Raw genomic sequence first — 12,820 nt, forward strand, 5'->3', positions numbered from 1 at the left:
GCCACAAGCGGTCTACCGCCGGGCCGCCCGCAGTGGCACGCTGCCGCTCATGGGGGCGTTGAGGCGGATTCCGCGCATACGGCGGGCGCGTCACGTACTCGTCGCCGTGACGGCCACGGCGGCGGCCGGTCTCGGCCTGGCCGCCTGTGACCCCGTCGAGGGCAACATGAGTACGTCCGCGGTCGCGATCACCACCGACAAGATGGGCACCCGCGAGCTGGAGCGGCAGCACGCCGAGGTGGACTGGCTGACCTGCACGGCTTCGTACATCGGCAAGGGCAAGAAGGTCTCCGAGTCCGACGAGCCGCGGGACGCCGAGGTCGACTGCCGGGGCCAGACCGACGACGACAAGGACATCACCATCAAGGGCCGGGTCACGGACGTGACCAACGGGGCCTGCGTACGCGGCAATCTGACCGCCGAGATCGGGCGGGAGGAGTGGTTCCGCGTCGACGTCCTGGGCAATTGCGACAGCACGCCCGACGACGGCAACGGCAATGACGACGCCAACGGCAACGACGGGAACGACGGCGACCAAGGGCACGACGGCAACAACGGCAACGGCTGCCACGACAAGCCCGATCCCTGCCCCGCTGCCACCGTCACCGTGACCGAACGGCCAGGCGAGGAACAGGGCAAGTGATCCAAAACGCCCCCGCCCCGCGCGGCGCCTGCTTAGGCTGACCGTGTGACACAGCCTGCCTACCTCCGGTTTCCGCACGTACGCGGCGAGTTGATCGCCTTCACCGCCGAGGACGACGTCTGGGTCGCCCCGCTCGACGGCGGCCGCGCCTGGCGGGTCAGCGCCGACAACGTACCCGTGACCCAGCCACGGATCTCCCCGGACGGCACGACCGTCGCCTGGACGTCCACGCGCGACGGCGCCCCCGAGGCGCACATAGCGCCCGTGTCCGGTGGCCCCTCCAAGCGCCTGACGTACTGGGGCAGTTGGAAGACGTCCGTGCGCGGCTGGACGCCCGACGGGCGGGTCCTCGCGATCAGTACGCACGGCGAGGCGTCGCTGCGCCGCACCCGGCCGCGCGCGGTGCCGCTGGACGGCGGGCCGGACGAGGTGCTGCCGTACGGCCTCGTCGGGGATGTCGCGTACGGGCCGGGGGAGCAGGTGCTGCTGCTGTCCGCGCCGATGGGGCGCGAGGCCGCCTGGTGGAAGCGGTACCGGGGCGGCACGGCGGGCAAACTGTGGATCCGGCGCCCCGCCGAAGAAGCCGAAGAAGCCGCAGCTGCCGAGGCCGCCGAGAACGGCTTCGTACGCGTCCACGAGGACCTCGACGGCAACATCGAGTACCCCCTGTGGGTCGGCGACCGCATCGCCTTCCTCAGCGACCACGAGGGCGTCGGCGCCGTCTACTCGTCGCTTCCCGACGGCGGCGACCTGCGCCGCCACACGCCGATCGACGGCTTCTACGCCCGGCACGCCGCCACCGACGGCACCCGCGTGACGTACACCTCCGCGGGCGAACTCTGGCTCCTGGACGACCTGGTGGGCGCCGAGCCGCGCCGCCTGGACATCCCGCTCGGCGGGCAGCGCACCGACCTGCAGCCGCACCCGGTGAGCGCCGCCCGCTGGTTCGGGGCCGCCGCGCCCGACCACACCGGGCGGGGCAGCGCGGTCGCCGTGCGCGGCGCCGTGCACTGGGTCACGCACCGCGAGGGGCCCGCCCGCGCGCTCGCCGCCGAACCGGGGGTGCGGGCGCGGCTGCCGCGCACGTTCCGGGTGGACGGCGAGGAGCACGTGGTGTGGGTGACGGACGCGGAGGGCGACGACGCCCTGGAGTTCGCGCCCGCCACGGGTCTCGCGCCGGGAGCGACGCCGCGCCGGCTCGCGGCCGGCCAGCTCGGCCGGGTCCTCGCGCTCGCCATGGCGCCCGACGGCAGCCGGGCGGCGGTGGCCGCGCACGACGGCCGGGTGCTCTTCGTGGAGCGTGAGAGCGGCGAGGTGCGCGAGGTGGACCGCGCCGAGCACGGCGAGGCCACCGGGCTCGTCTTCTCGCCCGACTCGGCGTGGCTCGCCTGGTCGCACCCCGGGCCGCGCCCGCTGCGCCACCTCAAGCTCGCCAACACCGCCGACCTGTCGGTGTCGGAGGCGACCCGGCTCAGATTCCGGGACTACAGCCCGGCGTTCACGCTCGACGGCAAGCACCTGGCGTTCCTGTCCGCGCGGGCCTTCGACCCCGTCTACGACGACCACGTCTTCGACCTCGCGTTCGTCGGCGGCGCGCGGCCGCACCTGATCACGCTCGCGGCCACCACGCCCTCGCCGTTCGGGCCGCAGCGGCACGGGCGGCCCTTCGAGGCGTCGGAGGGGCCGCACGCGGAGACGCCCGACAGCGAGGGCACGCCCGCCACCCGCGTCGACCTCGACGGGCTCGCCGAGCGTGTCGTGCCGTTCCCCGTGGAGGCCGCGCGGTACTCCACGCTGCGGGCCGCCAAGGACGGGCTGCTGTGGCTGCGCCATCCGGTGCGCGGCGTGCTCGGCGCCTCGCGGGCGACGCCGACGGACCCGGACCCCAGCTCCGAGCTGGAGCGCTACGACCTCGCGCAGCACCGCGTGGAGGAACTCGCGGGCGACGCCGACCACTTCGCGGTCACCGGCGACGGCAAGCGGGTGCTGCTGTGGGCCGACGGCAAGCTGAAGGTGGTGCCGAGCGACCGGCGGGCGTCCGCCGACGAGGACAGCGACACGAACATCACCGTCGATCTCGGCCGCGTACGTCAGTACGTCGACCCGGCCGCCGAGTGGCGGCAGATGTACGACGAGGCGGGCCGCCTCATGCGGGACAACTTCTGGCGGCCCGACATGGGCGGCGTCGACTGGGACGGCGTCCTGGAGCGCTACCGCCCGGTGCTCGCCCGCGTCGCCACCCACGACGACCTCGTGGACCTGCTGTGGGAGGTGCAGGGCGAACTCGGCACCTCGCACGCCTATGTGTTCCCGCGCGGCGGGTGGGGCGGGGCGGGGACCCGGCAGGGGCTGCTCGGCGCGGACCTCTCGCGCGGCGAGGACGGCACCTGGCGGGTCGACCGCGTGCTGCCGTCCGAGACGTCCGACCCGGCCGCGCGCTCGCCGCTGGCCGCGCCCGGCGTCGCCGTGCGGGCGGGAGACGCGATCCTCGCCGTGGGCGGGCGGGCCGTCGATCCGGTGACCGGGCCCGGGCCGCTGCTCGTGGGCACCGCGGGCAAGCCCGTGGAGCTGACCGTGTCGCCCGCGGGCGGGGGCGATCCCCGGCACGCCGTCGTCGTCCCCGTGGACGACGAGGAGCCGCTGCGCTACCACGCGTGGGTCGCCGACCGGCGGGCCTACGTCCACGAGCGCTCCGGCGGGCGGCTCGGCTATCTGCACGTGCCGGACATGCAGGCGCCCGGCTGGGCGCAGATCCACCGCGACCTGCGGATCGAAGTGGCCCGGGAGGGCCTGGTCGTGGACGTCAGGGAGAACCGCGGCGGGCACACCTCGCAGCTCGTCGTGGAGAAGCTGGCGCGCCGCATCGTCGGCTGGGATCTGCCGCGCGGCTCCGGGCCGCTCAGCTATCCCGGGGACGCGCCGCGTGGGCCCGTCGTCGCCGTCGCCAACGAGTTCTCCGGCTCCGACGGGGACATCGTGAACGCGGCGATCAAGGCGCTCGGCATCGGGCCCGTGGTCGGTACGCGTACGTGGGGCGGCGTCGTCGGCATAGACAGCCGGTACCACCTGGTCGACGGGACGCTGGTGACGCAGCCCAAGTACGCCTTCTGGATGGAGGGGTACGAGTGGGGCGTGGAGAACCACGGCGTCGACCCGGACGTCGAGGTCGTGGTCACGCCCGACGACTACGCGGCCGGGCGGGATCCGCAGCTCGACGCGGCTGTTCGGGTCGCGTTGGAGGCGTTGGGCACCTCGCCCGCGAAGGCTCCGCCCGTCGTTCCTGGTGGGCCTGTGGCGCCCTCGGCCTGACGGTGGCCCTCCGGCCCGGGGCGCCTGCCCTTGGGCCGGACCCGCCTGCCCCGTCGGCCTGGGGCCCCGGTCCGTTCCGCCGCTCCGCGGCGGTTCTCCCACCCGCCCACCCGTCTCGGTCGGACTCCGGGTCGCCGCCGCGGCCTTTGCCCGCCACCCACCCGTCGGCCCCGACTCTCCGTCGGCCGCGCCCCGGCCCGTTCCGCCGCTCCGCGGCGGTTCTCCCACCCGCCCACCCGTCTCGGTCGGACTCCGGGTCGCCCCCGCGGCTTCCGCCCGCCACCCACCCGTCGGCCCCGTCCCGCCCCTCCCGGATAGCATGCGACCGTAACCGACCAGTGACCCAGGAGGGTGCCCCATGGCGGGAGAACCGCAGGCCGATTGTCTGTTCTGCAAGATTGTCGCGGGGGAGGTGCCGGCGACCGTCGTGCGGGACACGGAGACGACGCTGGCCTTCCGTGACATCAACCCCCAGGCGCCGACGCACATTCTGGTGATCCCCAAGGTGCACCACCCGGACGCCGCCTCGCTCGCCGCCGCCGAGCCGCAGATCGCCGCCGACGTGCTGCGCGACGCCGGTGAGGTCGCCGCCGAGGAGAAGGCGGAGAGCTACCGCATCGTCTTCAACACCGGCTCCGGCGCCGGGCAGACCGTCTTCCACGCGCACGCCCACCTCCTGGGCGGCCGCGGCCTCCAGTGGCCCCCCGGCTAGCCGGGACAGCGCGCTTTGTCCGTACGTGAATTGGTGGTGCTCGGCACCGCGAGCCAGGTCCCGACCCGGCACCGCAACCACAACGGGTACGTCCTGCTCTGGGACGGCGAAGGCATCCTCTTCGACCCGGGCGAGGGCACGCAGCGGCAGATGCTGCGTGCCTCCGTCGCCGCGCACGACCTGAACCGCATCTGCGTCACCCACTTCCACGGCGACCACAGCCTGGGCCTCGCGGGCGTCATCCAGCGCATCAACCTGGACCGCGTGCCGCACCCCGTGACCGCCCACTACCCCGGCTCGGGCCAACGCTTCTTCGACCGGCTGCGGTACGCCACCGCGTACCGCGAGACCGTCGACCTGCTGCAGGCGCCGGTGACGGCCGACGGGGTCCTCGCGAGCACGCCGTCGTACCGCCTGGAGGCCGCGAAGCTCTCCCACCCCGTGGAGTCGTACGGCTACCGACTCGTCGAGCCCGACGGGCGGCGCATGCTGCCCGCGCTGCTCGCCGAACACGGCATCAAGGGGCCCGAGGTGGGCGTGCTCCAGCGCGGGGGCAGCCTCCGCGGGGTCACGCTCGACGAGGTCAGCGAGGTGCGGCGCGGGCAGCGCTTCGCCTTCGTGATGGACACCCGGCTGTGCGACGGCGTGCACGCCCTCGCCGAGGGCTGCGACCTGCTCGTCATCGAGTCGACCTTTCTGGATGAGGATCTTCGACTCGCGTCCGATCATGGGCACTTGACGGCCGGTCAGGCTGCTGGTGTGGCCCGGGACGCCGGTGTGCGTCACCTCGTCCTCACCCACTTCAGCCAGCGCTATCCCGACCCCGCCGTCTTCGAACAGCAGGCGCGGGCCGCCGGGTTCGAGGGCGAACTGACCGTCGCCCGTGATCTGCTGCGCGTACCGCTGCCGAAGCGCGCCACCTGAGCCCGGTCGGAAGCAGCAGCACCCCCTGAGTCACCGCTGGAAGCAGCAGCGTCACCACCTGAACCACCCCGGAAAGCCGAGAACCACCATGCCGCTCCCCAAGGCCGAACTCCACCTCCACATCGAGGGCACCCTCGAACCCGAACTCGCCTTCGCGCTCGCCGCCCGCAACGGCGTCCACCTCCCGTACGCCGACACCGAAGAGCTCCGCAAGGCCTACCTCTTCGAGGACCTCCAGTCCTTCCTCGACCTCTACTACGGCCTGATGGCCGTCCTGCGCACGGAGGCCGACTTCGAGGAGCTCGCCGACGCCTACCTCGCGCGCGCCGCCGAACAGGGCGTGCGGCACGCGGAGATCTTCTTCGACCCGCAGGCGCACCTCGCGCGCGGCATCGCGATGGGCACGGTCGTCGAAGGCCTCGGGCGCGCCCTGGACCGCAGCGAGGAGCGGCACGGCATCTCCACCCGCCTCATCATGTGCTTCCTGCGCGACGAGTCCGCGGAGTCGGCCCTGGCGACCCTGGAGGCGGCGAAGCCGTACCTGCACCGGATCACCGGCGTCGGCCTCGACTCCGCCGAAGTCGGCCACCCGCCCGCCAAGTTCGCCGCCGTGTACGAGGCCGCGGGCGCGCTCGGGCTGCGCAAGGTGGCGCACGCGGGGGAGGAGGGGCCCGCAGCGTACGTCCGCGAGGCGCTCGACGTGCTCGGGGTCGAGCGGATCGACCACGGGCTGCGGTGCATGGAGGACCCGGAGCTCGTGGAGCGGCTCGTGCGCGAGCGCGTGCCGCTGACGCTGTGCCCGCTGTCCAACGTGCGGCTGCGGGCCGTCGACATCCTGGAGGAGCACCCGCTGCCCCGGATGATGGCCGCCGGGCTGCTGTGCACCGTCAACTCCGACGACCCCGCGTACTTCGGCGGCTACGTCGGGGACACCTTCCACGCCGTCCACGAGGCCCTCGGCATCGGTCCCGAGGGGCTGCGCGAGCTGGCCAGGAACTCCTTCGAGGCGGCGTTCCTGGACGGCAGCGCGCAGGAGGAGGCGCTGCGGGAGCGGTATCTCGCGGAGGTCGCGGCGTACGAGTTCGAGTGACGGGCGGCCGGGAACGTGGGGCGGGGGCCTGCTCGCCCATGGCGGAGGCCTGTTCGCGCCATTGACGGACGCGCGTTCGCGTCCTTAGGCTCCGTTCCCATACATGGACGGCACGTGGACGTCACTCCGGTCGGAGGCACAGGGATGAGCACGGCAGCGCACACCATCACGGACGTCCGGCTCACCCCGGTCCTCGTCGCCGACCCGCCGCTGCTCAACACCCAGGGCCTCCACCAGCCGTACACGCCGCGCCTGATCGTCGAGGTGGAGACGGCCGACGGCACGACGGGTGTGGGGGAGACGTACGGGGACGCCAAGTATCTGGACCTGGCGCGGCCCCTCGCGGCCGCGCTGGTGGGCCGGGCGATATCCGACCTGAACGGGCTGTTCACACTCGCGGACAAAGTGTCCGTGGACGCGGCCCGCGTGGACACCGCCGTCGACGTCGGCGGACTGCGCGGCGTGCAGACGGCCGACAAGCTGCGCCTGTCCGTCGTGTCCGGCTTCGAGGTCGCGTGCCTGGACGCGCTCGGCAAGACGCTCGGCCTGCCGGTGCACGCACTGCTCGGCGGCAAGGTGCGCGACAGCGTCGAGTACAGCGCGTACCTCTTCTACAAGCACGCCGAGCACCCGCCGGGCATCGCGGGCGAGCCGGACGACTGGGGCGCGGCCCTCGACCCGGCCGGAGTGGTCGCGCAGGCCCGGCTCTTCGAGGAGCGGTACGGCTTCACGTCGTTCAAGCTGAAGGGCGGCGTCTTCCCGCCGGAGCAGGAGGTCGCTGCGGTACGTGCACTCGCCGCCGCCTTCCCCGGCCGCCCGCTGCGGCTCGACCCCAACGGCGCCTGGTCGGTGGAGACTTCGCTGAAGGTCGCGGCCGAACTCGGCGACGTACTGGAGTATCTGGAGGACCCGGCGCTCGGGACGCCCGCGATGGCCGAGGTCGCGGCGCGCACGGAGGTGCCGCTCGCGACGAACATGTGCGTGACGACGTTCGCGGAGATACCGGAGGCCTTCACCAAGGGGGCCGTGCAGGTGGTGCTCTCCGATCACCACTACTGGGGCGGGCTGCGCAACACGCGTGAACTGGCCGCGGTCTGCCGCACGTTCGGCGTCGCCGTCTCCATGCACTCCAACACCCACCTGGGCATCAGCCTCGCCGCGATGACGCACGTCGCGGCGACCGTGCCGGACCTCGGGCACGCCTGCGACTCCCACTACCCGTGGCAGTCCGAGGACGTGCTGACGAACCGGCTGCGGTTCGAGGGCGGGCACGTCGCCGTGAGCGACGCGCCGGGACTCGGCGTCGAGCTCGACCGCGACCGGCTCGACGCGCTGCACCGGCGCTGGCTCGACGAGGACTTCGCGCACCTGCGGGAGCGGGACGACGCGGCGGCGATGCGCCGCCTTGAACCGGAGTGGACAACTCCGCTCGTGCCTCGCTGGTAGCGACGGGTTCCTGTCGCAGGCCTGGGTTACGTTGCCTTCATGGCCGTACCACCTGGCGCACCACCGGACCCACTCGCCGCGGCTGCGGAGACCGTCGTCGATCCGCTGAAGTCGACCCGGCGCGCGGGCGATCCGCCCTGCGACGTCTATCTCACCGGGACCGTCTTCCTCGACATCATCTTCACCGGCCTCGACTCGGCGCCCGTGCGCGGCACCGAGTCGTGGGCGCGCGGCATGGGCTCGAGCCCCGGCGGCGTGGCCAACATGGCGACCGCCCTGGCCCGCCTCGGGCTGCGCACCTCGCTCGCCGCCGCCTTCGGGGACGACCACTACGGGGAGTACTGCTGGGACGCCCTGGAGCGCGGCGAGGGCATCGACCTCGCCTCGTCACGGACCGTGCCCGGCTGGCACTCGCCGGTGACGGTCTCCATGGCGTACGAGGGCGAGCGGACCATGGTCAGCCACGGGCACGAGCCGCCGCCCGACGCGGACTCGCCGGACGGCGGCGCCCCGAAGTGCCCGCCGCGGGCGCGTGCCGCCATCGCCTCGCTGGTGCCCGGGGCGGGCGCGCCGTGGATCGCGGCGGCCGCGCGGCGCGGGACGCGGATCTTCGCGGACGTGGGCTGGGACGACACCGGACGGTGGGACCTGGGCTCACTGCCCGACCTGAAGCACTGCGAGGCGTTCCTGCCGAACGCCGAGGAGGCCATGCGGTACACGGGCACGACGTGCCCCCGGGCCGCCGCGCACGCCCTCACCGAGCACGTGCCGGTCGCCGTGGTGACCCTCGGTGCCGAGGGGGCGTACGCGGTGGACGGGCGCAGCGGCGTGACGGCGTCCGTGCCCGCCATCGAGGTCGAGGCGCTCGACCCCACCGGGGCCGGGGACGTCTTCGTCGCGGGCTTCGTCACCGGCACGCTGGCCGGCTGGCCCCTCGACGACCGGCTCGCCTTCGCCGGCCTGACCGCCGCCCTCTCGGTGCAGGAATTCGGCGGATCGCTGTCGGCGCCCGGCTGGGAGGAGGTCGGCGCGTGGTGGCGGCGCGTCCGCGAAGTGGACCGGCAGGACCCGGTGGCCCTGCGCCGCTATGCCTTCCTGGAGGCCCTGCTGCCCGAACCGACCCGCACCTGGCCGCTGCGCCGCGCGGTCCCGACGATCGGCTTCCGCAGGTCGCTGTAGGGCCCACTCGCCCCCGTGCGGTTTCCTCCGGCCCTGGAAAAGGGCTTAGGCCTTGTCAGTGGACCGTCGTACGCTTGGCAGTGCAGAAGTCGCCTCACGGCGAGCACCTGACGAGGAGGGTTGAGCAGGCCACAGAGCCGGCCCATGACGCAGACACCGACGGCACAGACCCCGACAGCTCAGACCCCTGCGCAGAACCAGGCGAAGGCCCATTTCACAGTCCCGGCCAAGCACCCGATGGTGACGGTCCTGGGTTCCGGGGACGCCCTGCTGCGAGTGATCGAGAAGGCCTTCCCGGCGGCCGACATCCACGTCCGGGGCAACGAGATCAGCGCGGTCGGTGACGCCCACGAAGTCGCCCTCATCCAGCGCCTGTTCGACGAGATGATGCTGGTGCTCCGCACCGGACAGCCGATGACGGAGGACGCAGTGGAACGCTCGATCGCCATGCTCAGGGCGGACGACAGCGGCGAGGCCGACGGCCAGGAGACCCCCGCCGAGGTCCTGACGCAGAACATCCTCTCCTCCCGGGGCCGCACCATCCGCCCCAAGACCCTCAACCAGAAGCGGTACGTCGACGCGATCGACAAGCACACGATCGTGTTCGGCATCGGCCCCGCCGGCACCGGCAAGACGTATCTGGCGATGGCCAAGGCGGTCCAGGCCCTGCAGTCCAAGCAGGTCAACCGGATCATCCTGACCCGCCCCGCGGTGGAGGCGGGCGAGCGCCTCGGCTTCCTGCCCGGCACGCTCTACGAGAAGATCGACCCGTACCTGCGCCCGCTGTACGACGCGCTGCACGACATGCTCGACCCGGACTCGATCCCGCGCCTCATGGCCGCGGGCACCATCGAGGTCGCCCCGCTGGCGTACATGCGCGGCCGGACGCTGAACGACGCGTTCATCATCCTGGACGAGGCGCAGAACACGAACCCCGAGCAGATGAAGATGTTCCTCACCCGCCTCGGCTTCGACTCGAAGATCGTGATCACCGGCGACGTCACCCAGGTCGACCTGCCGAACGGCACGAAGTCCGGCCTCCGCCAGGTCCAGCACATCCTGGAGGGCGTCGACGACGTGCACTTCTCGCGGCTCACGTCGCACGATGTCGTCCGGCACAAGCTCGTCGGCCGTATCGTCGACGCGTACGAGAAGTACGACAACGAGAACGGCACGGAGAACGGCTCCCACCAGAGCCGCGGCCGGTCCAGAGGGAAGTAGCGGAACAGCACCATGTCGATCGACGTCAACAACGAATCCGGAACCGAGGTCGACGAGCAGGCGATCCTCGACATCGCCCGCTACGCCCTCGCGCGGATGCGGATCCACCCGCTCTCCGAGCTCTCGGTGATCGTCGTGGACGCCGGCGCCATGGAGCAGCTCCACATCCAGTGGATGGACCTGCCGGGCCCCACGGATGTCATGTCCTTCCCGATGGACGAGCTGCGCCCGCCCATGAAGGACGACGACGAGCCCCCGCAGGGCCTCCTCGGGGACATCGTGCTCTGCCCCGAGGTGGCGCTCAAGCAGGGCCAGGAAGCCCCGACGCAGCACTCCATGAACGAGGAGCTCCAGCTCCTGACCGTTCACGGAGTGCTGCACCTGCTCGGGTACGACCACGAGGAGCCGGACGAGAAGGCCGAGATGTTCGGCCTGCAGGCGGCCATCGTCGACGGCTGGCGCGCGGAGCAGGGCCTGACCGGCCCGTCCCCGGCGCCCACCGTCTCCTAGGCCCATGTCCGTCCAGCTCATCGCCGGCGCGGTCGCCCTGATCGTGGTGGCCTGGCTCGCCGCGTGCGCCGAGGCCGGCCTCGCCCGCGTCTCCAGCTTCCGGGCCGAGGAGGCGGTGCGCTCCGGGCGGCGCGGCAGCGCGAAGCTCGCGCAGGTCGCCGCCGACCCCGTCCGCTATCTGAACGTGGCGCTGCTCGTGCGGGTGGCGTGCGAGATGGCGGCCGCGGCTCTGGTGACGTACGCCTGCTTGAAGGCCATCGATGTGACGTGGGAGGCGCTCGCCGTCGCCATCGGCGTGATGGTGCTCGTCAGCTATGTCGCCGTCGGGGTGTCCCCGCGCACCATCGGCCGCCAGCACCCGCTGAACACGGCGACGGCCGCGGCGTACATCCTGCTGCCGCTGGCCCGCGTCATGGGCCCCATCCCGCCGCTGCTCATCCTCATCGGCAACGCGCTCACGCCCGGCAAGGGCTTCCGGCGCGGCCCGTTCGCGTCCGAGGCCGAACTGCGCGCGATGGTCGACCTCGCGGAGAAGGAATCCCTCATCGAGGACGAGGAGCGCCGCATGGTGCACTCCGTCTTCGAGCTCGGCGACACCCTCGTACGCGAAGTCATGGTCCCGCGCACCGACTTGGTCTCCATCGAACGCTTCAAGACCATCCGCCAGGCCCTGACGCTCGCCCTCCGCTCGGGTTTCTCCCGCATCCCCGTGACGGGCGAGAGCGACGACGACGTCGTCGGGATCGTGTACTTGAAGGACCTCGTCCGCAAGACGCACATCAACCGCGACTCCGAGAACGAGCTGGTGTCGACGGCGATGCGGCCCGCGACGTTCGTGCCGGACACGAAGAACGCGGGGGATCTGCTGCGGGAGATGCAGCAGGAGCGCAACCACGTCGCCGTCGTCATCGACGAGTACGGCGGCACGGCCGGCATCGTCACCATCGAGGACATCCTCGAGGAGATCGTCGGCGAGATCACCGACGAGTACGACCGTGAGCTGCCGCCCGTCGAGGAGCTGGAGGGCGGCTGCCACCGCGTCACCGCCCGCCTCGACATCGGCGACCTCGGCGAGCTGTACGGCCTCGAGGCCTACGACGACGAGGACGTCGAGACCGTCGGCGGGCTGCTCGCCAAGGCGCTCGGACGGGTGCCGATCGCCGGGGCCTCGGCGGTGGTCGACCTGCCCGACGGGCGGGCGCTGAAGCTCACCGCCGAGTCGGCGGCCGGGCGGCGCAACAAGATCGTGACGGTCCTCGTGGAGCCGGTGCTGCCGGGGGCCTCCGGCGGAGCGGGGGAAAGGGAACGGGACTTGCGATGATGCCCCAGGAACTGCGGGAGCTGTGCCTCTCCTTCAACGACGCGGCCGAGGAATTCCCCTTCGGGCCCGAGGCGTCGGTCTTCAAGGTGGCCGGGAAGATGTTCGCGCTGAGCCGGCTGGACGCCGAGCCGCTCACCGTGAACCTGAAGTGCGAGCCCGACATCGCCGTGCAGTTGCGGGCCGCGCACCCCGAGATCGTGCCGGGGTGGCACATGAACAAACGCCACTGGAACACCGTGACCGTCTCCGGCACCCTCCCCGACCACCAGATCCGCGAACTCGTCGAGGACTCCTACGACTTGGTGGTCGCGGGCTTGCCCCGAGCGGTACGCCTACGCTTGTCCCGCCCCTGAAGTTCCTGGCCGTAGGCCTTGTGCGGTGACCCCGTGTGTTTCCTGACCGTGGGCCTGGGCCGCCGTGACCGCCCGCCTTCGGCGGGCGGTTTTCCCCCACCCGCCCGCCCTT

General features: G+C 72.4%; 11 protein-coding genes. All 11 read left to right on the forward strand.

What is annotated here, in order from left to right; translation table 11 throughout:
* The first annotated feature begins 49 nt into the window (after positions 1-49).
* On the forward strand, positions 50-643 hold the full coding sequence (locus tag AC0KTA_RS25335; RefSeq protein WP_481050520.1) for a hypothetical protein: 594 nt from the start codon (positions 50-52) through the stop codon (positions 641-643).
* Between the two features lie 45 nt (positions 644-688).
* Positions 689-3,952: a S41 family peptidase gene (locus tag AC0KTA_RS25340; protein ID WP_481050521.1), complete on the forward strand. Its 3,264-nt coding sequence runs from the start codon at positions 689-691 to the stop codon at positions 3,950-3,952.
* 358 nt (positions 3,953-4,310) lie between these two features.
* Entirely contained in the window at positions 4,311-4,664 is a 354-nt protein-coding gene (locus tag AC0KTA_RS25345) for a histidine triad nucleotide-binding protein (protein WP_481050522.1), read from the forward strand.
* Positions 4,665-4,679: 15 nt separating this feature from the next.
* Positions 4,680-5,588 (forward strand): ribonuclease Z, encoded by a 909-nt coding sequence (locus tag AC0KTA_RS25350; RefSeq protein WP_481050523.1) that lies wholly within the window; start codon positions 4,680-4,682, stop codon positions 5,586-5,588.
* Between the two features lie 88 nt (positions 5,589-5,676).
* Positions 5,677-6,678 (forward strand): adenosine deaminase, encoded by a 1,002-nt coding sequence (locus AC0KTA_RS25355; RefSeq protein ID WP_481050524.1) that lies wholly within the window; start codon positions 5,677-5,679, stop codon positions 6,676-6,678.
* Between the two features lie 144 nt (positions 6,679-6,822).
* Positions 6,823-8,124, forward strand: coding sequence for a glucarate dehydratase family protein (locus AC0KTA_RS25360; protein ID WP_481050525.1), 1,302 nt, complete (start codon positions 6,823-6,825; stop codon positions 8,122-8,124).
* 39 nt (positions 8,125-8,163) lie between these two features.
* Positions 8,164-9,303, forward strand: coding sequence for a carbohydrate kinase family protein (locus tag AC0KTA_RS25365; RefSeq protein WP_481050526.1), 1,140 nt, complete (start codon positions 8,164-8,166; stop codon positions 9,301-9,303).
* A gap of 144 nt (positions 9,304-9,447) precedes the next feature.
* Positions 9,448-10,524, forward strand: coding sequence for a PhoH family protein (locus AC0KTA_RS25370; RefSeq protein WP_481050527.1), 1,077 nt, complete (start codon positions 9,448-9,450; stop codon positions 10,522-10,524).
* 12 nt (positions 10,525-10,536) lie between these two features.
* On the forward strand, positions 10,537-11,034 hold the full coding sequence (gene ybeY / locus AC0KTA_RS25375) for an rRNA maturation RNase YbeY (RefSeq protein ID WP_164325182.1): 498 nt from the start codon (positions 10,537-10,539) through the stop codon (positions 11,032-11,034).
* Between the two features lie 4 nt (positions 11,035-11,038).
* Complete coding sequence (locus tag AC0KTA_RS25380) at positions 11,039-12,355, forward strand: hemolysin family protein (protein ID WP_481050528.1); 1,317 nt, start codon at positions 11,039-11,041, stop codon at positions 12,353-12,355.
* Entirely contained in the window at positions 12,352-12,708 is a 357-nt protein-coding gene (locus AC0KTA_RS25385) for an MmcQ/YjbR family DNA-binding protein (protein WP_481050529.1), read from the forward strand. Before AC0KTA_RS25380 ends, AC0KTA_RS25385 begins: the two co-directional genes overlap by 4 nt.
* Positions 12,709-12,820: the final 112 nt, after the last annotated feature.

The sequence above is a fragment of the Streptomyces sp. Y309 genome (assembly GCF_056712025.1).